Raw genomic sequence first — 20,073 nt, forward strand, 5'->3', positions numbered from 1 at the left:
TCGACGCCCAGTACGGCGCCAGCCCCGCGCGCAGCGCCGCTTCGCGCAGCCGCGCGACGGCGTGGCCGCGGTTCTGTGCGCGCACGACGCAAACGATGCGGTCGAGCAGCCCCGCATTGACGAGCGCCGTCAGTACGGTACTGCCGATGAAGCCGGTTGCGCCGGTCAGCACCAGGCGCCCGACGTTCGCCGCCGCGACCGGTGCGCTGGCCGGCGACACGAGGCTCGTCCGCCAGTTGAGCGACAACGCGGTTTTCCAGATCAGCACGATAGTCTCCTTCGAAGAATCGGCCGGGCGGCGCAACGCCCGCGGTTGCGGGCTGCGCACGGCTCACCGGCCGGGCCGGGGCCTGACGCGCGCCCCGGCAGTCCCGATCGGGCGTGCGGCCCGCGATCGCGTCGATCGCGTCTCTGGCTCGAGGGGGCGGCAGCCGCCGAGGACGGGCGTCCGCGGCACTGGATCGGGAAGATCCCAGTGTGGGGCCCGACCGCAGGCAAGTCTGTCCCGAAAGTTTCGTGAAAGTGTGCCGATTTGTACGCGATTGTCGGAGTCTGTCGTACCGGCCGCGCCGTCAAAACGCCGCAATATCCGGTCGGGCCGCGTTTCGAGGGCGCGGCGCCGCCGTGGTCGGCCGGGTTTCTGCAACCGGCCGCACGCGACAGATCGACGCGCCTCGCGGCCATGTCATCCCATGTCTCGAAGATCGACCCGGCACCCATCGGCACCGCGATCGCCGATGCACGTGTGTTTGCGCGCACACCGCCGGAATAACCATGAATCGTCAGACGTCGTTCCATCTGAAAACCGCAATGAACTCAATATGAATTTATTGCGCTTTATCACTTGCGTTTCACACCAGTCTATCTAGACTGTTCAAGTCAAAACGGTCGAATGTGTCATTTTTTTAGGAGACGATCACAATGCGCCTCACCATTCGGATTAATGGCAGCGAATCGGCAACCCGGCATTCCTTCGCGGTCCTGTGGGTCGATACCGACGAGGGGCTGTGGTCGCGCGAGGCACATCAGGGCATGGATCTTCCGACTTGGGGCAAGGTCCGCGACGTCGAGGGCGCAATGGCGCTCTGCGCGGCCGATGGCGGGAATGCCGTGTGCCAGTTGAAGGGACTGTCGTTCGACGCGACGCAGCGCGAACAGGGCCCAGCGGTGCTCGCCGGCAATCACCCCGGCGCGTGGCGGCTGCAAGCCGTCGATCGCTGCACCAGTGAGCCGGAATACCGGGAATTCATTTCCGTCGCCCGATAGAAATAATCGATGTAATTCGTCTGCGGTTTTCGGGCTAATTCCGGTTTCAGTGATATTCATTTCGATATTCAGTATTAACGGCGCCCCATTTCGGGGCGTTTTTCATTTTCCGGTTTAAAGAAATAACCGCGAACCGGGCAATTGATCGCACCGCGGGTACCGTCGGCATCTGCCGTAACCGAAATCGTGCCCCCGGATCGACACGCAGCGGATCGCCCGCCGTTCATCGCCTGCCGCGCCGGTGAAATTCCGCTTCCGTCCTGCCTTTCCCTCCCCTTTTCTCCCTATGTCGAAGCGCCTGCACCCGCTTTTTCTAGGGGCCGGAACATACTTTCCCCACACGGTGTTTACTCATTTATTACAATCGCATTATTCAGACTGACTCGCCGCCCCTCGGCGGCCCGACCCGGCCATTGCATGAGCGTGAAAAAGAAGACCCACCCCGCCGATCCGTACGCGGCCGCGACCAAGAACCCCATGCTCGCGTCGCGCCTGCCGATGTGGCGCTCGAAGCTGATCGTGATCGTCGTGTTCCTCGCGTTCGCCGCGCTGATCGGCCGCGCCTTCTGGGTGCAGGTCGCGAACAAGGAGTTCTACGTCGGCCAGGGCCAGAAACGCTACCAGCGCACGATCGAGCTCGACGCGACGCGCGGGCGCATCGTCGACCGCAACGGCGCGATGCTCGCAGTCAGCCTGTCGACGTATGAAATCTGGGCGAACCCGAAACAGGTCGCCGACACCGACTACCCGCAGATCTCGAAGCTGCTCGACATGCCGCTCGTCGAGGTCAAGCGGCGCCTCGGCAACGACAAGACGTTCGTGCTGCTCAAGCGGCAGGTCGACGCGGACACCGCGGGCAAGCTCGAGAAGCTCGCGATCGACGGCGTCACGCAGATCGCCGATTCGAAGCGCTTCTACCCGGAAGGCGAATCGGCCGCGCACGTGGTCGGCTTCACGAACGTCGAGGACAAAGGGCAGGAAGGCGTCGAGCTCGCGGCCAATGCGCGCCTGGTGGGCACGTCCGGGCAGCGCGAGGTGATCCGCGACCGGCTCGGCCGCATCGTGTCGGACACGCGCCCGCTCGTCCCGGCGCAGCACGGCGCGACGATCGAACTGACGATCGACCGTCGCATCCAGCAGCTCGCGTTCAGCCAGCTCAAGGCGGCCGTGGTCGAGAACAACGCGGTGGCCGGCAGCGTCGTGGTGCTCGACGCGCAGAACGGCGAGATCCTCGCGCTCGCGAACTACCCGACTTTCGATCCGAACGACCGCGCACGCCTCACCGGCCAGCAGTTGCGCAACCGCGCGGTGATCGACACGTTCGAACCGGGCTCGACGATCAAGCCGCTCGTCGTCGCGCTGTCGATCGACGAGCGCAAAGTGTCGCCGAACACGATCATCAACACGTCGCCGGGCACCTACAAGATCGGCCCGGCCGTGATCCACGACACGTCGAACCACGGCTCGCTGACGGTCGCGCAGGCGCTGCAGAAATCGAGCAACGTCGCGCTCGCGAAGCTCGCGCTGAACCTGCCCGCCGAAACGATCTGGAACAAGTACCAGGAATACGGGATCGGCCGTGCGCCGGAACTGACGTTCCCGGGTGTCGCATCGGGCCGGCTGCGCGGCTACAAGCGCTGGCGGCCGATCGAACAGGCGACGATGGCATACGGCTACGGCCTGTCGATGTCGCTGCTGCAGATCGCGCAGACCTACACGGCCTATGCGGGTGACGGCACGCTGCACCCGGTGTCGCTGCTGAAGAACGGCACCGACCAGCAGACGATCGACGCGCATCGCGGCCACCGCGTGACGTCGGCGCAAACAGCTGCTTCGATCCGCTCGATGCTCGAGATGGCGGTCGGCGAAGGCGGAACGGGGCGCCGCGCGCGCGTCGACGGCTACCGGATCGGCGGCAAGACGGGTACCGCGCGCAAGCAGGTCGGCGCGACCTATGCAAAGGGCAAGTACCGTGCGCTGTTCGCCGGGATGGCGCCGATGAGCAACCCGCGCCTGATCGTCGCGGTGATGATCGACGAGCCGCGCGGCAAGGGCTACTACGGCGGCACGGTGGCCGGCCCGGTGTTCGCATCGGTCACGAGCGGTTCGCTGCAGTTGCTCGGCGTGCCGCCCGATGCACCGGTCGAGCCGGAGAAGACCCCGCCGGCGAAGGCCGTTGCACCGCAGAAGACGGTAGCTGCACCGAAAGCGACGACGCAGGCAAAGACGACCGCTGCGCCTAAAACGGCCGCGCCGCTGAAGACTGCCGCGCCGTCGAGAGCGCCGGCGCAGACAAACACGGCGGCGGGCTGATCGATGCAGCCCGCGCGACGCATCGCCCACCGGCGCACGCGTCACGCCCCGACAGCCGCGTCGCCGCCGCACATATCCCCGCCATCGGGCACCGTCCCACTTTCTAGGAACGCCGCGCATCATTTGAGCGTTCCCGCTGCCTCCTCCTACAATTTTTCAGCGCGCCGGGCAGCCCTGTCCGTGTGCGCGACTACAACAAAGGAGAGAGACGCATGCGATTCCACTGGAAGACGCTCGCCCTGGCCATCGCGAGCGCGGCGCTGGTCGGCGGGGTGCCCGCCCACGCCGCCGACCCCGCCGACCTGAAAATCGGCTTTCTCGTCAAACAGCCGGACGATCCGTGGTTCCAGGACGAATGGCGCTTCGCCGAACAGGCGGCGAAGGAAAAGCATTTCACGCTGATCAAGATCGCAACGCCGAGCGGCGAAAAGGTATCGACCGCGCTCGACAGCCTCGCCGCGCAAAAGGCACAGGGCGTGATCATCTGCGCGCCCGACGTGAAGCTCGGCCCCGGCATCGCCGCCAAGGCGAAGCGCGCGGGGATCAAGCTGATGTCGGTCGACGACCAGCTCGTCGACGGCCGCGGCGCGCCGCTCCAGGGCGTACCGCACATGGGCATCTCCGCGTACAAGATCGGCCAGCAGGTCGGCCAGGCGATCGCGGAAGAAACGAAGCGGCGCGGCTGGAATCCGGCCGAGGTCGGCATCATCCGGATCGCGTACGACCAGCTGCCGACCGCGAAAGAGCGCACGACCGGCGCGGTCGATGCGCTCAAGGCCGCCGGTTTCCCGGCCGCGAACGTGATCGACGCGCCCGAAATGACGGCCGACACCGAAGGCGCGTTCAACGCGGCGAACATCGCGCTCACCAAGCATGCGAATTTCAAGCGCTGGGTCGCGTTCGGCTCGAACGACGACACGACGGTCGGCGCGGTACGCGCCGCCGAGGGGCGCGGGATCGGTGCCGACGCGATGGTTGCGGTCGGCATCAACGGCAGCCAGGTCGCGCTCAACGAATTCGCGAAGCCGAAGCCGACGGGCTTCTACGGTTCGATCCTGCTGAATCCGCGCCAGCACGGCTACCAGACGAGCATCAACATGTACGACTGGATCACGAAGAACCAGGCGCCGCCGCCGCTCGTGCTGACGTCCGGCACGCTGATCACGCGCGACAACGAAAAGCAGGCGCGCGCCGCGCTCGGTCTGTGAGCCAGCCCAAGGAGCCGACATGACACGCACCACCCTCGTGACGGGCGCCGCCGGCGGCATCGGCCAGGCGCTGTGCCGCACCTTCCTCGCGGCCGGCGACCGCGTGCTCGCGCTCGACCGCGACCGCACGGCGCTCGACCGCTTCCTCGATACGCTCGGCGACGCGCGCGCGACGCCGGTCGTCGACGACCTGACCGACGTCGAGCGGCTGCGTTCGCTGCTCGCATCGCATCCGCAAGCCGACGTGCTCGTCGCGAACGCGGGCACGGCGGCGTCGACCACGCTGCGCGACACGACGCCCGCCACCTGGCGCACGGATCTCGACGCGAACCTGACGGCCACCTACGTGAGCGTCGAAGCCTTGCTGCCCGGCATGCGCGCGCGCGGGCGCGGCGCGATCGCGATCATCGGTTCGGTCAACGGCGTGCATGCGCTCGGGCATCCGGCGTACAGCGCGGCGAAGGCCGGGCTGATCAGCTACACGAAGTCGCTCGCGATCGAATACGGCCGCGACGGCGTGCGCGCGAACATCGTGCTGCCCGGCACCGTGAAGACACCCGCGTGGGAAGCGCGCGTGGAGCGCAACCCGCAGGTGTTCGAGCAATTGAGGAAGTGGTATCCGCTGGACGATTTCGCGACGCCCGACGACGTCGCGCAGGCTGCACTGTTCCTGTGTTCGCCGGCCGCGCGGATCATCACCGGCGTCGCACTGCCCGTCGACGGCGGCCTGCTGGCCGGCAACCGCGTGATGGCGCAGGAACTGACACTGGAGACGTTCTACTGATCGTGAAGCGGTGCGCGGGGCCGGCGGCCGCCCGGGCCGCCGCGCCCTGCCCGGTGCGCGGCGCGATGCCGCGCGCCCTTAATGCGCAGCGGCCGCAACCGGCTTCGTCATCCTGCCGAGCACGTGCTCGGTCATCCCGCGAGCGAGTTCGGTCTCGCCCATGAACACGGTGCCGATGCCCTCGTCCGACAGTAGCGCCGCCTCGTCGCCGCTGTTCGTGCACAGCACGACCTCGAGCGCCGGGTTCAGCGTGCGCGAGATCTCGACGATCTGCCGCACGTCGAACACGTCGGGCAGCGTGACGACCAGCATCCCGGCGCGCGCGATGTGCGCCTGGACGAGCACGATCGGCTCGATCGCATCGCCCGACACGGCCGCGATGCCGTCCGCGCGCAGCTTCTCGACGAGCTCGCGGTTCTGCTCGACGACGACATACGCGATGCCGCGCTCGTCCAGCGCGTGCGCGATCCGCGTGCCGACCTTGCCGTAGCCGACGATCACGACCTGCCCGGTCAGGTGCGTCTGCGGCGTCGACATCGGCAGCGCGGCGAGCGGATCGTCGCGCGCCTCGAGCTTGCGCGCGAACGCCGAATGCTTGCGAATCCACACGAGCGCCGGATCGATCATCGCGAACAGCAGCGTGTTCATCGCGATAGAGATCAGCGCGACCGCCAGAATCAGGCTCTGCCCCTCGGCCGACAGCAGCCCGAGCGCACGGCCGAGCCCCGCGAGGATGAACGAGAACTCGCCGATCTGCGCGAGCCCCGCGCCGACCGTCAGTGCGGTGTTCAGCGGATAGCGGAACGCGATCACGAGTGCGACCGCCGCGAGCGTCTTGCCGATCACCACGATCGCCGCGACCTCGATCACGTGCAGCGGCTCCGCGAGCAGGATCTTCGGGTCGAACAGCATCCCGACCGAAATGAAGAACAGCACCGAGAACGCGTCGCGCAGCGGCAGCGTCTCGTCGGCCGCGCGCCGGCTGAATTCCGACTCGCGCATCATCATCCCGGCAAAGAATGCGCCGAGCGCGAACGACACGTCGAACAGCTTCGCCGCGCCGAACGCGATGCCGACAGCGGCCGCGATCATGCACAGCGTGAACAGCTCGCGCGAGCCCGTGCGCGCGACGAGCCACAGAATGCGCGGAAACACGCGCTTGCCGACCACCAGCATCAATGCGATGAACGCCGCGACCTTCAGCATCGTGACGCCGAGCGTGCCCCACACACTGCCGCCGGCCGCATGCGCGTCGCCGGGCGGCGTGCCACCGAGCAGCCCCGCGACGGGCGGCAGCAGCACCAGCACGAGCACCATCACGAGATCCTCGACGACGAGCCAGCCCACCGCGATGCGCCCGTTGACCGTCTCGACCAGCCCGCGCCCTTCGAGCGCGCGCAGCAGCACGACGGTACTCGCGACCGACAGCGCGAGCCCGAACACGAGCGCCGCCCCGACGCTCCAGCCCCAGGTGAGCGCGAGCCCGCCGCCGAGCAGCGTGGCCACCGTAATCTGGACGATTGCGCCCGGCAGCGCGATCTTGCGCACCGCCAGGAGATCACCGAGCGAGAAATGCAGGCCGACGCCGAACATCAGCAGCATCACGCCCACTTCGGCGAGCTGCTGCGCGAGCGACAGGTCGCCGACGAAGCCGGGCGTGCCGGGACCGATCACGATCCCGGCGAGCAGATAGCCGACGAGCGGCGGCATTTTCAGCAGCGACGCGAAATAACCGAAGACCATCGCGAGACCGAAACCGGCCGCGAGCAACGCAATCAGGCTGACGTCATGAGGCATCCCCCCTCCCGAGTTCTTGTAACTATTTAGTAAGGTTCAAGAACGGAAGGATAAGGGATGAGGCGGAAAAATGGCGCGCCACCGCGAAAATTTCACGTGGTGGCGCGCCTTTGCGGGGTGCAACCCCGGCGAAACGAAAGGCGCCGCGCGGGTGCGGCGGCGCCTTGAAGTCCATCGAACCGGCGGGGCTGGCGCCCCGCCGCCCCGTCAGCGCGACGCTTGCGGGAACCGCGCGCCCGGCGGCGGTTCGGGCCGGGTCGACGGCACGCTCTTGCGCACCTTCGCAACCTGCGCGGCCGTCACCGGCACACCCGTGTTGCCCCAGCTCGTGCGCACGAAGTTCGACACGTCCGCGACTTCCTGGTCCGACAGGCGCCAGCCGAACGGCGGCATCGTGAACGTCGACGGCGCGGTGCGCGTGCCCTGCAGCGCGCTGCCCTCCAGCACGACGTGGATCAGCGAGGTCGGATCGTCGCCCTGCACGACCGGGTTGCCGGCGAGCGCGGGGAACACGCGCGTGTAGCCATGACCGTCGCTGCGGTGGCAGGCCATGCAGTTGTCGCGATAGACGGCCGCCCCCGGCTTGCTCGCGTCACCGGTCTGCAGCGCCTTCGCGGCAGCCGCGTCGTACACGTGCGGCTGCTCGCCCTGCACGCGCGGCGGCAGCGTCTTCAGGTAGCGCGCGATCGCGTTCAGGTCGTCGTCGGTCATGTGCTGCATGCTGTGGCCGACCACGTCCGTCATCCCGCCGAACGCGGCCGTGCGCAGCGTGCGGCCCGTCTTCAGGAACTGCACGATCTCGGTTTCCGTCCACGTGCCGAGGCCGGTGCGCGGCTCGCCGCGCAGGCTCGTCGGCACCCAGCCGTCAATCGCCGCGCCGCCGGCCAGGAAGTCCGGGCCGTCCGCGTCGGTCAGCCCGCGCTCCTGCATCGTCGGTGCGCGCGGCGTATGGCACGCGCCGCAGTGGCCGAGACCCTGCACGAGATACGCGCCGCGCGCGACCACCGGATCGGTGTACGGCGCCGCGTCGAACGGTTTCGGCGTCGGCGCGAACATCTTGCGCCAGATGCCGAGCGGCCAGCGCATCGACAGCGGCCACACGATGTCGACCGCGCGGTTCTCGTGCTCGACCGGCGCGACACCGTGCATGAAGTACGCGTACAGCGCCTTCATGTCGTCGTCGGTCAGGCGCGCATAGGACGGAAACGGCATGGCCGGATACATCGTGTCGCCGTTCTTGCGCACGCCTTCGCGCACCGCCCGCGTGAAGTCCTCGACCGTCCAGCCGCCGAGGCCCGTTTTCGGATCCGGCGTGATGTTCGTCGAGTAGATCCCGCCGATCGGCGTATCGAATTTCAGCCCGCCCGCGAACGGCTTGCCGCCGCTCGCGGTGTGGCACGCGATACAGTCGCCCGCTCGCGCGAGATATTCGCCGCGCTTGATCAGGGCCGCGTCGGCGGATTGGGCAACGGGTGCGGCCGCGGTACCGGAAGCTGCAGCGGGAGCTGCCGGTTGCGCGAAGGCCGCCGTACCCGCGAAGCCGAACGCGGCCCAGGCCGCACCGGCCGCCAGCGCGCGCGACATCCGGCGCGCGACGTTGTGGTTCATCGTCCTCTTCATACGGTCACCAGTGGCGCGGGATTTTTCAGGTATTGCTCGCGGATCGCACGTGCCGACCAGTAGGCCAGCGCCGCGATGATCCCGGTCGGGTTGTAGCCGATGCCCTGCGGCAGCGCCGATGCGCCCATCACGAACACGTTGTGCACGTCCCAGCACTGCAGGTAGCGGTTCAGCACGCTCGTCTTCGGGTCGGCGCCCATGATCGCGCCGCCGACGAGGTGGGTCGTCTGGTACGCGCGCGAATCGAAGTGCTTGCCGAACTCGCGCGTCGACACGCCGATCGCCTTCGGCCCCATCGCCTCCGCGATCTTCTTCATCTGCCCGGTCACGTACTGCGCCATCTTGATGTCGTTGTCCTTCCAGTCGAAGGTCATCCGCAACAGCGGCTGGCCGTACGAATCGCGATAGGTCGGATCGAGGTCGAGATACACGTCGCGGTACGACATGTTGCTGCCGTGCGCGTCCATCGAGATCGTGTGCGCGTAGTTGTCCTTGACCGCCTTCTTCCACGCCGAGCCCCACTGCGGCGTACCGGGCGGCGTCGCGATGCCGCTGATCGGCTTCACGCCGGCCTGGTTCACCCACAGCGGCGAGCCGCCGACGAAGCCGAGCGGGCCGTGGTCGAAGTTGTCCGCGTTGAAGTCGTCCACCGCGACGCCGTTGCCGCCCGCGCCGATGAACGGGTTCGTGTAGGTGTCCTTGTCGAAGAACGCCTTGATCGTCGACAGGTTCTGGTACGCGAAATTGCGGCCCACGACGCCTTCGCCGGAGATCGGGTCGTACGGCTTGCCGATGCCCGACAGCAGCAGCAGGTGCACGTTGTGATACTGGAACGCGGCCACGATCACGAGATCCGCCGGCTGGTGCACTTCACGCCCGGCCGGGTCGACGTAGGTCACACCCGTCGCGCGCTTCTTCGTATCGTCGAGGTCCACGCGCAGCACGTGGCACTTCGAGCGCAGCTCGAAGTTCGGCGCCTGCTTCAGCGCGGGCAGGATGTTCAGGTTCGGCGACGCCTTCGAGTACATGTAGCACGCGTAGCCGCTGCAGTAGCCGCAGAAGTTGCACGGGCCCATCTGCACGCCGTACGGGTTCGTGTACGGGCCCGACGTGTTCGCCGACGGCAGCCGGTACGGATGCAGGCCGAGCGACTTGGCCGCGTCGAAGAAGCGCTGTGCCGAATACGTGTTGAGCTGTGCAGGCAGCGGGAAGTTGTCGCTGCGGTTCGCTTCGAACACGTTGCCGTCGCCGACCACCTTGCCGCCGACCTTGTACGCCTGCCCCGACGTGCCGAACACCTTCTCGGCGAAATCGAAATGCGGCTCGAGCTCGTCGTAGGTCACGCCGGTGTCCTGGATCGTCATCCCTTCGGGGATGAACTTCTTGCCGTAGCGCTCTTCATAGTGGCTGCGCAGGCGCAGCTCTTCCGGCGTGATCCGGAAATGCACGCCCGACCAGTGCAGCCCCGCGCCGCCGACGCCTTCGCCCGGCAGGAACGCGGCGAGCTGCCGGTACGGCAGCGCGGTGTCCTGCAGGCCGTGGCGGATCGACACGGTCGTCTTCGACAGGTCGAGGAACAGCTTCTTGCGGACGTTGTAGGTCAGCTCGTCGATCGTGTTCGGATACGCGCCGTCCGGATAGGTGTCGCGATACTCGCCGCGCTCGAGCGCGACGACGTTCAGGCCCGCTTCGGTCAGTTCCTTCGCGAGAATCGCGCCGGTCCAGCCGAAGCCGACGATCACCGCATCGACATGCGGTTTTTTCTCTGCGGCCATCAGCTGCGCTCCCCGTTGATCGAGACGGGGCCGTACGGATAGGGCTTGCCGTTCTGGTTGACGAAATCCATGAAGTCCGCGCGCGCGCCCGGAAAGCCGATCATCTTCCACGCGGCCATGTCGTGATTGCCGCCATGCACCGGATCGCAGAAGTAGCCTTCGTGCGTGTTCTGCAGCAGTTGACCGAAGAACACGCCGGGCGGCACGTCGTCGATCTGCGCGCCGCCCTTCTCCAGCGCGCCGAGCACGGTGTCGCGCGTCGGCGCGTCGAGATCCGCGAACGCCTTGCCGTGGGTCTTCTCGCAATAGCGGTTGACCGCCGCGATGCCAAGCCGGTAGATGTCGCGCGGCACCAGCTTCAACTGGTAGCCGAGCTCGGGCATGCCCTGCTGGAACGGCCCCTGCATGTACCAGGTGGCGCCGTTCGCATACGGCGTCTCCATCTGGCGGTCGATGAATTCGGGCACGCCCGATTCGAGTGCGCCGGGGCCTTCGGCGTCGGCCGGGATCAGCCGGTCGACGGCGGCCTGGACGAACGCCCATTCCTTCGCATCGAAGAAGGTCGGCTTGTACGGGGCGCGTTCGGCGTTGGCCGATGCACCGGGCGCGTTGCCGGTCGTCGCGGAAGGCGACGACGAACGCAGGTCGCAGCCGGCGACCGACGCGATCGGCACGAGCGCGACCGACGTGCGCAGGAAACGACGGCGCGAGTTGGGTTTGTCAGGTGGCGTGGACATGGTCGGATGTTGATCGTTGGGGATCGGGGCCCGGACGCGCGCACTCCGCATGCGGCATGTCCGGCATGGCAGCCATGCCGCACGCGGCTGGCCGTCCTGTTCTTTCGTCTGTTGCGAACAACCTCGCTGCAGGCACCGCCCATGCAATGCGCGGCAGCGCCTTCATGCAGCCGCGCATCGCGCCAGTTCAGGCTGCGCTGCACGGATCGGCCTCTTTGCGAGCCTTATCATCTGACAAATACCGGCATCTGCCTGCATCTGCCCCTCATCGCTCATGACCCTCATTTAACTTAGACGCCGCGTTTGCCGGCAGCAAGCGCGACGTGCACGACCCTCTTTCGAGGTCCGGCGCCGAGTGCCGCGAATTATATATGGAACCGGTTCCATAAAAAGGCGACATCAATGCAATTCAATGCATCGAAAATCGCAACAATTGAAAAATCCGGGAGCCGGAACGATCAAGGATCGCGTGATTACCTGCCGATGCGGGCGTCAGGGAGAGGATTGTTGTGTGGCGCGCCGCGCCGAAGGCTGTCTCTTTCCAGCCACGCAGCGCACGCGCGGGTGCCGGTTTGCATGGCGGTCTGGTAGCCTCCGCGTCTCATGAGCACACAGAAGAATGAACTGCCGGCGCCCGACGCGACCCGCATCAGCCGATATCTCAGCTACGTGCTGCGCCACGCACCGCAGACGATCGGGCTGCAACTCGACCCGGAAGGCTGGGCCGACATCGACGAACTGATCGCCTGTGCCACCCGCCAAGGGCACCCGCTCGATCGCGCGACGCTCGAAACCGTCTGCGCGACCAACGACAAGCAGCGCTTCGCCCTTTCCGACGACGGCCGTCGTATCCGTGCGGTACAAGGGCATTCGACGCCCGTCGTGCAGCGCAGCTATCCGGCCGCGCAGCCGCCCGAGCGCCTCTATCACGGCACCGCAACACGCTTCCTGGATTCGATTCGGGCGCAAGGGCTGAAACCCGGCGTCCGTCATCACGTGCATCTGTCGCCGGACATCCGGACGGCGCTGGCAGTCGGCACGCGCTACGGCGTGCCCGTGATACTCGAGGTCGATGCGCAGCGCATGCATCGGCAAGGCCACACGTTCTTCGTTGCCGAAAACGGCGTATGGCTGACCGACACCGTGCCGGCGGAATTCCTCAAAGAGATGGACAGTCCCGCGCGCTGAGACGCGCGCTCACCACGGCCAGAACATCGACGCGATGGACAGCGCCAGCGCCGCGCAAAGCGGCGAGTAATACAGCGTGTCCATCCGCGCGAAACGCGACCCGCGAATCCGCTTGAAGAAGCCGACGTAACGGAAATCGCCGACGGCCCGCACCGCGAAAATCAGTGCGAACGCAACGACCGCGAACGAGATCGTGCCGGGATACGCGTTCGGCCCCAGCCAGCCGGCACGCGCGGCAACCACGCACGCGCCGCCCAGCAATGCCGCCGCGACGGCAAGCGTGCCGATGGCGGTCGGCCGCAGCAACGGCTCGCCGTCCTGCTCCGGAATGGCCGCTCGTTTGCCGCGCCGCCCACCCAACGCCCAGTAGACGTGAATGAGCGCAATTGCGCAAAGCGTCGGCACGCTGAAATACGCTCCGGTCATGTCGGTCAATGCCCTCGTCTCGTTGTCTCGATGTGTTGCCGGCGAAGTTCCGGCACGCGGTCTGGGCCCGCGACACACGTGACGATACCGAAACCCGGCAACCCGTGCATTGCGACGTCCGGTCGCAACCCGTCACCACGCATGTTGCGATGCAGTGCACGCGCAGGCGCTTGCGGGCCGGCCGCTTGACTTCCCTCCGCGCACTACTACCCTGTTATTCCAGTACTGCAGTCGATACGCCGCTGCGCGATCGGCCGCACGTGCAACGTTCGCCGCATGGCGCACCTGTACGACAACGATAACGAAGGCCATGGAGGCGACTCATGCTGATCGGCGTGCCGAAGGAGATCAAGAACCACGAATACCGTGTCGGCCTCACGCCGGCCGGCGCACACGAACTGACGCGGCACGGCCATCGCGTGCTGGTGCAGCGCGGCGCGGGCACCGCGATCGGCCTGCTCGACGACGACTACACGGCCGCGGGCGCATCGCTCTGCGACGGCGCCGACGAAGTCTTCGCGCGCGCCGACATGATCATCAAGGTGAAAGAGCCACAGCCGGCGGAATGCGCGATGCTGCGGCGCGGGCAAATCCTCTACACGTACCTGCATCTCGCGCCCGATCCCGACCAGGCGGCCGCGCTCGTGAAGTCCGGCGCCGTCTGCATCGCGTACGAAACCGTGACGGGCCCCGGCGGCGGCCTGCCGCTGCTCGCGCCGATGAGCGAGGTGGCCGGGCGCATGTCGATCCAGGTCGCGGCGACTCACCTCGAGAGCCCGCGCGGCGGGCGTGGCCTGCTGATGGCCGGGGTGCCCGGCGTGCCGGCCGCGCACGTCGTCGTGCTCGGCGCGGGCGTGGTGGGCACCGGCGCGCTGCAGATGGCGGTCGGCCTCGGCGCACGTGTGACCGTGCTCGACACCAACGTGAACCGGCTGCGCCAGCTCGACCTCGTCTTCGCCAACCGGATCACGACGGTCTGCTCGAACGCGCATACGATCGACGAAGCCGTGCGCGATGCCGACGTCGTGATCGGCGCCGTGCTCGTGCCGGGCGCATCGGCGCCGCGGCTCGTCACGCGCGACATGATCGCGACGATGCGCACGGGGGCGGTCGTCGTCGACGTCGCGATCGACCAGGGTGGATGCTTCGAGACCTCGCATGCGACGACGCACGCGGACCCGACCTTCGTCGTCGACGGCGTCGTGCACTACTGCGTCGCGAACATGCCCGGCGCGGTCGCGCGCACGTCGACCTTCGCGCTGAACAACGCGACGCTTGGGGCTGCGCTCGCGCTCGCCGACAAGGGCTGGAAGCAGGCGATGACCGACGATCCCCATCTGCGCGCGGGCCTGAACGTGTGCGACGGACACATCACGTACGAAGCGGTCGCGCTGGCGCTCGGCCTGCCCTATGTGCCGGCGGCCCGCGTGCTGGCATGACGTGACCGCATTCAAGTACGGCTAGCGGCTGACCGCACGCGCGGCCGGCCGCGTTCACGCGCCCTTCGCGCCGCCGCTGCGCTTCGACGCGCCGCCCGCCCCCATCGTGCGCGCCAGCAGCGGCCTCAATTGCGCCAGCGTGCGCGTGTTCAGCACGTCGGACCGCGTGAGCCAGCCGCGTCGCGCCTGATCGACGCCGTACGCAAGATTGTCGAGTTCGTCCGCACTGCACGCATCCGAGCCGATCGCCACCGGCACGCCGGCCTTCGCGGCCTCGCGGCACCAGATGTCAGGCAGGTCGAGCCGCCGCGGCTGCGCATCGAGTTCGACGAAGCAGCCACGCGCCGCGGCGTGCGCGATCACGCGCGGCACGTCCAGTTCGCATGCGTCGCGCTCGCCGAGCACGCGGCCCGTCGGGTGCGCGAGAATCGTGAAATGCGGATGGTCCATCGCGCGCAGCATGCGCGCGGTCTGCGCGTCGCGCGGCAACTCGAAGCCGTCGCGTACCGCACCGATCACGAGATCGAGCCGGCCGAGCATCGCGTCGGGCACATCGAGGCTGCCGTCCTCCCGAATGCCGGCCTCCACGCCCTTGAGCAGCACGAAATCGTCGAACGACGCGTTGAGGCGATCGATCTCGTCGAGCTGGTGCGCAAGCCAGTCGACGCTGTTGCGACCGCCGCCGGCATGGGGAGCCCGGTCGGTGATGGCCAGGTACGCGAACCCGCGTGCGCGTGCCGCATCGGCCATCACGCGCAGGCTGTCACGGCCGGCCGATGCGTCGGTATGCGCATGCAGGTCGCCATGGACGTGCTTGCGCTCGACCAGCGCCGGCAGCGTGCCCGCGCGCGCCGAGTCGATCTCGCCGCGATCCTCGCGCAATTCGGGCGGCACGTCGTGCAGCCCGATCGCCGCGTAGACCGACGCCTCGGTCGCGCCGGCAATCCGTTCATCGCCGCGAAACACGCCGTACTCGTTGATCTTCAGCCCGCCGGCCTGCGCGATCCTGCGCAACGCGATGTTGTGCGCCTTCGATCCGGTGAAGTAGACGAGCGCCGCACCGAACGCGTCGGCATCGACGACACGCAGGTCGACCTGCAACCCGCTGGCGAGCACGACGCTCGACTTCGTCTTGCCGTGCGCCAGCACGCGCGCCACCTCGCCATAGCCGACGAACGCTTCGGCGACGGCCACCGGATCGCGTGCGGTGACGAGGATGTCGAGATCGCCGACCGTCTCGCGGCGGCGGCGGAAACTGCCGGCCGGCACGGCCTTGCCGACGCCGGCAATCGCGCGCAGCTTTTCGAGCAGCGGTAGCAGCGAGTGCGCCGCATCCGGCAGCAGGAAGCGTTGGGGCTCGCGCTTCAGCCGGTCGTCGATCGCTTCGAGCAGATGCGCTTCGGTTTTCGCACCGAAGCCCGGCAGCTCGCGCACGTGCCCGCTCTTCGCTTCCGCGCGAAGCTGCTCGAGCGAATCGACGTGCAGTGCATCATGCAGCGCCTTCACGCGTTTGGCGCCGAGCCCCGGCACGTCGAGCAACTCGACGATCGCGCCCGGCAGCGCGTGGCGCAGTGTTTGCTGGAGTTCGCAGGTGCCGGTCGCGGCGATCTCGCGCAGCTTCGACGCGAGATCGGGCCCGATCGACGGAATCTTCCCGAGATCGTCGCCGTTCGCGATCATCGTCGGGATATCGCGCCCGTAGTCGGCAATCGTCCGTGCGGCATTGCGATAGGCACGCACCCGGAACGGATTGGCGCCCTGGATCTCGAGCATGTCGGCAATCTCGGCGAACACGGCCGCACACCCGGCATTGTGGATCGGCATGATCGGCGTGGCTCCCTTCCACGTGGATGGCGCCGCACGCGTGCGCGACGGCGTCTGCCCGCCCGGCGACGCATGCTGACGCCGCCGGGCGCCCGTTCATCATCGTACGCCGGCCGCGCCGCGCGTGCAGCGCCGTTGCGTTCGTGACGTCAGGGTCAGAGGGAGGCGCGCGGCGTCGTCGCGTATTGCCGCTCGTAGATCGACTGGCAATGCGTGCAGCGCTCGGCGGCCGGGCGTGCCAGCAGGCGCTCGTAGCCGACCGAGCCGTCGCAGTCGATGCACTCGCCGTAGCTGCCGTCGCGCATCCGCTGCAGGGCGCGGCCGATCGCGCGCAGTTCGGTCAGCTTCATGCCGATCAATGCATGATCGACGTCGACGAACAGATCCGCATTCGCCTCGTCGCCCTCGTCCGGCGCCGCGCCGGCGAGGTCTGCATAGGATTCCGACGCACGTTGGTCTTCGCTCGTGCGTATTTCCGCACGCAACGTCTGCTCGCTCTCGTTCAGCCGCTGTTTCAGCGTCTGCCGTTGTTGTTGGTCGAGCGCCATGGCCGTCTCTCCTGTTCCGGGTTCCGCGCGGAGCATTGCGGCGCGCGGTGTCGCGCCGGTGCGCGGCGGGCAGGCGTCACCGCCTGCCACCGTGTCCGGATGTGCGCCCGGCGACACGAAGTGCCGGACGCATTCGACGCAGGATAAACCCATTGAACACGCGTGTGTTGACCGGAATCAGCGTGCACTGCGATGCACGTGAAGTGCTTGCATAAACTGGGGACGGACGCGAAAACGCGACGCCCGGCTCGGGCTTCGCGGCCCCGCATCGCAGCCGCAGCGCAGCAATTCACCGCGCTGTCACGCCCGCGCTTCGGTTCGACGTCGATCCCCTGACGTGATTGACGGCGTGGTTAGCCTCTTCCGATGATGTGTCATCCTCAGAACGCATTGCGCCCGATGAACCCCCGCACGACCGTCAACAGGATGATCTTCATGTCGAACCAGAAGCTCCAGTTCTGCATGTAGAACAGATCGAACTTCACGCGCGCTTCCATCGCCTCGACCTTGCGCGTCTCGCCGCGATAGCCGTTTACCTGTGCCCATCCGGTGATGCCGGGCCGCACGCGGTAGCGATACATGTAGCAGTCGATCAGTTGCCGGTAGAAGTCGTCGTGTTCGATCGCATGCGGACGCGGGCCGACGACCGACATCTGCCCGAACAGCACGTTGAAGAACTGCGGCAACTCGTCGAGCGACGTGCGCCGCAGGAAAGCGCCGACGCGCGTGATCCGCGAATCGTTGCGCGATGCCTGCCGCACGACGCCCGGCTGTGCGCGATGCACGCGCATCGTCCGGAACTTCAGGATGTCGAACTCGCGACCGTCGACGCCCTTGCGGCGTTGCCTGAACAGCACGGGCCCCGGCGACGACAGCTTGACTGCGATCGCCAGCATCGACAGCAGCGGCAGCAACGGAATCAGCACGCCGAACGCGAACAGCCGGTCGAACGCGAACTTCGCCCACAGCTCCGGCGCCGAGCGCGGCGTGGTCGCGAGGTTGATGGCCGGCATGCCGAGCACGTCGGTCGCCGAGCGATCGACCACCGCCATCTGCCGCACATCGGGCAGCAGCCGCAACTCCACGAACTCGTCGCGCAACTCGCGGACGATGCGCTGGATCCGCCACTCGTGCGACATCGGCAGCGTGAGCCATACCTCGTCGATCTCGCCGCCGCGAATCAGGTCGCGCAGCGCGTTCCAGTCATCGATCACCGGCACGCCGCCGATGCCGCCGGAGGCCGCCTGTGCGTCGTCATCGAATACGCACGCCGCCACGAAAGGCCCTTGCGGCGCGAGCTGCATCCGCTCGACCGCGACACGCCCGTAGGCCGTTGCGCCGACCACCGCGACGCGGCGCTGCCGCGCGCGCGGGTCGTCACGCGTCAGCGCGAGCGCCAGCAGCGCGGCACGGCCGAGCAGCAACGCGGCGTCGCCGGCCAGCACCGTGCGCACGATCCAGCGGGTCGTGATCGTGCCGCCGCGGTTCATGATCCACAACGCGGCGGTTACCGTCAGCACGCTCGCGCAGACGAGCGCCACCATCGTCTGGGTCAGCGCATTCGTGCCGCCTTGCGGTGCCACGCCGCCGCGCACGGTGCGCAGGTAGCGCGGCAACAATGCCACGGTCAGCACGCACAGCAGCGCGATCGCGCCACGCTGCGCGTCGGACAGCTCGCGCCATGCGAGGCCCGACGCCGCCTGCGCGGCGAGCGCGCCTGCCAGCACGAGCACGACGTCGGTCGCTGCGATCGCGGCACGCCGCATCGCATTCGTTCCACCGGACCTCGACTGCATCGTCACGCACCATGTGCCGGGAACCCGCGATGCCCCTCCGGCATGCGGGGCCGAACCGGCGTCGGCCTCGCCGTCCCGCGCGTGCCGAGCAACCTGCGATAGTCGGCGCGAATCAGGTCGTAGCATTCGCACGCGTGATGTTCGAGGCCGTCGCGGTCGAGCACCGTGATACGCCCGCGGCGCTGCCGGATCAACCCGGCTTCCTGCAGGTTGCCCGCCGCTTCCGTCACGCCTTCGCGCCGCACGCCGAGCATGTTCGCGATCGTCTGCTGCGTGACGGCCAGTTCGTCGCCGTCGATGCGGTCGTGCGCAAGCAGCAGCCAGCGGCTGAGCTGCTCGCTGACCGAGTGATGACGGTTGCACAGCGCGCTGCGCGAGATCTGCGCCATCGTCGCCTGGCAGTAATTGAGCAGCAAGCGGTAAGTCGCCGGCGAGCGCTCGAATTCCGCGCGCATCACGCAGCTCGGCACGCGATAGGCCATCCCGCCGATGCGGACCTCGACCCGGAGCGACGCCGCAGCGCCACCGACCATCGTCGCCAGCCCGACCACCCCCTCGCGGCCGACCTGCGCCACCTCGACCATCGCACCGTCTTCCATCAGGTGCTGCACCGACATCATCGACGTCGTCGGGAAATGCACGTGGCGCATCGGCTCGCCGACCCGGTCGAGCATCCCGGCCTTGATCCTGACCAGTTCGAGATGCGGTGCGATGTTGCGGATGCTGTCCTCGGGGAGGGCATCGAGGATGGCATTCGCCGAGTAGCTCGAGTGAAGATGAAGCATGTCTGTATCCCTTTTATCGTCCGCGCCGCCTGCAGCCGCGTGCACGGAACTCGTTATCGCGATGCGTGCCAGGACGTTGGCAGGAGTTGCGGCCACAACCCTGATTGCGACTGACCATCGGCTTGTCGCCGGATCGAATCGGTCGTCCCGTTTCGACACGCCAGCCCGAATAAGCGATTTACGTGCCAATACATGCCCATCCTTAATATATGAATCACACCGGATTTAGATCACCCGAATTACCGGCTAAAAAACAAAAAAAGCGTCTCATTTCCGGACACTCTTCCCGGCAATGGACACCGCACGCCATTTGACTGATCATTTAACCTGCGTCGCGCCGCAGAAGCCGCACCGGTGCTGTGAGGCTTACCGTTCATATACTTACAGTCGATTTTCAATTGTTTCCATGATGTGCCGGGCAGCACTCCACTGCGGCGTTCCGCCTCACACGGTCGTTTGAAACTGTCTCAAATTTGAATCGGCACACTAATTTCAGGCTCTGTCACCCATCGCACACTTCGGTTTCAAGGCATTGATTTACATCAATATTCTTGCGCGCACCATTTA

16 protein-coding genes are annotated in these 20,073 nt (G+C 67.2%); 6 read left to right on the forward strand and 10 right to left on the reverse strand.

What is annotated here, in order from left to right:
* The coding region (locus G3O06_RS34785; protein WP_205818915.1) for an SDR family oxidoreductase at positions 1-268 on the reverse strand (268 nt) is incomplete at its 3' end.
* Positions 269-921: 653 nt separating this feature from the next.
* Between G3O06_RS34785 and G3O06_RS34790 the strand changes: the two genes are divergently transcribed.
* The 4 genes from G3O06_RS34790 (at position 922) to G3O06_RS34805 (ending at position 5,571) form a co-directional block, all read left to right on the forward strand.
* Positions 922-1,266, forward strand: coding sequence for a DUF3564 family protein (locus tag G3O06_RS34790; protein WP_174917248.1), 345 nt, complete (start codon positions 922-924; stop codon positions 1,264-1,266).
* A 417-nt stretch (positions 1,267-1,683) separates the two neighbouring features.
* Positions 1,684-3,579: a penicillin-binding protein 2 gene (locus tag G3O06_RS34795; RefSeq protein ID WP_174917249.1), complete on the forward strand. Its 1,896-nt coding sequence runs from the start codon at positions 1,684-1,686 to the stop codon at positions 3,577-3,579.
* 212 nt (positions 3,580-3,791) lie between these two features.
* Positions 3,792-4,787: an arabinose ABC transporter substrate-binding protein gene (locus G3O06_RS34800; protein ID WP_205818916.1), complete on the forward strand. Its 996-nt coding sequence runs from the start codon at positions 3,792-3,794 to the stop codon at positions 4,785-4,787.
* A 19-nt stretch (positions 4,788-4,806) separates the two neighbouring features.
* Complete coding sequence (locus tag G3O06_RS34805; protein ID WP_205818917.1) at positions 4,807-5,571, forward strand: SDR family oxidoreductase; 765 nt, start codon at positions 4,807-4,809, stop codon at positions 5,569-5,571.
* A 78-nt stretch (positions 5,572-5,649) separates the two neighbouring features.
* On the opposite strand, the gene G3O06_RS34810 is transcribed toward G3O06_RS34805, so the two are convergent.
* From G3O06_RS34810 to G3O06_RS34825, 4 genes are all read right to left on the reverse strand, one after another.
* The gene (locus G3O06_RS34810; RefSeq protein WP_174972246.1) at positions 5,650-7,368 is read right to left on the reverse strand and encodes a cation:proton antiporter; all 1,719 of its coding nucleotides are present in this window, start codon (positions 7,366-7,368) and stop codon (positions 5,650-5,652) included.
* A 207-nt stretch (positions 7,369-7,575) separates the two neighbouring features.
* Positions 7,576-8,988 carry a cytochrome c gene (locus tag G3O06_RS34815; RefSeq protein ID WP_205818918.1) on the reverse strand — a complete coding sequence of 471 codons (1,413 nt, stop codon included), beginning with the start codon at positions 8,986-8,988 and terminating at the stop codon, positions 7,576-7,578.
* The gene (locus tag G3O06_RS34820; RefSeq protein ID WP_205818919.1) at positions 8,985-10,763 is read right to left on the reverse strand and encodes a GMC family oxidoreductase; all 1,779 of its coding nucleotides are present in this window, start codon (positions 10,761-10,763) and stop codon (positions 8,985-8,987) included. Before G3O06_RS34820 ends, G3O06_RS34815 begins: the two co-directional genes overlap by 4 nt.
* Positions 10,763-11,500 carry a gluconate 2-dehydrogenase subunit 3 family protein gene (locus G3O06_RS34825; RefSeq protein WP_205818920.1) on the reverse strand — a complete coding sequence of 246 codons (738 nt, stop codon included), beginning with the start codon at positions 11,498-11,500 and terminating at the stop codon, positions 10,763-10,765. Before G3O06_RS34825 ends, G3O06_RS34820 begins: the two co-directional genes overlap by 1 nt.
* A gap of 603 nt (positions 11,501-12,103) precedes the next feature.
* Here G3O06_RS34825 and G3O06_RS34830 point away from each other — a divergent pair.
* Positions 12,104-12,688, forward strand: coding sequence for an RNA 2'-phosphotransferase (locus G3O06_RS34830; RefSeq protein WP_205818921.1), 585 nt, complete (start codon positions 12,104-12,106; stop codon positions 12,686-12,688).
* A 9-nt stretch (positions 12,689-12,697) separates the two neighbouring features.
* Here G3O06_RS34830 and G3O06_RS34835 read toward each other — a convergent pair whose 3' ends face one another.
* On the reverse strand, positions 12,698-13,114 hold the full coding sequence (locus tag G3O06_RS34835; RefSeq protein ID WP_174917291.1) for a DUF3995 domain-containing protein: 417 nt from the start codon (positions 13,112-13,114) through the stop codon (positions 12,698-12,700).
* Between the two features lie 323 nt (positions 13,115-13,437).
* On the opposite strand from G3O06_RS34835, the gene ald reads away from it, so the two are divergent.
* The gene (gene ald, locus G3O06_RS34840; RefSeq protein ID WP_205818922.1) at positions 13,438-14,553 is read left to right on the forward strand and encodes an alanine dehydrogenase; all 1,116 of its coding nucleotides are present in this window, start codon (positions 13,438-13,440) and stop codon (positions 14,551-14,553) included.
* Positions 14,554-14,607: 54 nt separating this feature from the next.
* On the opposite strand, the gene polX is transcribed toward ald, so the two are convergent.
* From polX to G3O06_RS34860, 4 genes are all read right to left on the reverse strand, one after another.
* Positions 14,608-16,377, reverse strand: coding sequence for a DNA polymerase/3'-5' exonuclease PolX (polX, locus tag G3O06_RS34845; protein WP_205818923.1), 1,770 nt, complete (start codon positions 16,375-16,377; stop codon positions 14,608-14,610).
* Between the two features lie 155 nt (positions 16,378-16,532).
* The gene (locus tag G3O06_RS34850; protein ID WP_174917259.1) at positions 16,533-16,925 is read right to left on the reverse strand and encodes a TraR/DksA family transcriptional regulator; all 393 of its coding nucleotides are present in this window, start codon (positions 16,923-16,925) and stop codon (positions 16,533-16,535) included.
* A gap of 380 nt (positions 16,926-17,305) precedes the next feature.
* Positions 17,306-18,721 (reverse strand): undecaprenyl-phosphate glucose phosphotransferase, encoded by a 1,416-nt coding sequence (locus tag G3O06_RS34855; RefSeq protein ID WP_241020390.1) that lies wholly within the window; start codon positions 18,719-18,721, stop codon positions 17,306-17,308.
* 2 nt (positions 18,722-18,723) lie between these two features.
* A complete protein-coding gene (locus tag G3O06_RS34860; RefSeq protein ID WP_174917260.1) occupies positions 18,724-19,506 on the reverse strand; it encodes a Crp/Fnr family transcriptional regulator in 783 nt (260 codons plus the stop codon).
* Positions 19,507-20,073: the final 567 nt, after the last annotated feature.

It is taken from the genome of Burkholderia sp. Ac-20345, from assembly GCF_017104825.1.
Taxonomy (GTDB): domain Bacteria; phylum Pseudomonadota; class Gammaproteobacteria; order Burkholderiales; family Burkholderiaceae; genus Burkholderia; species Burkholderia lata_B.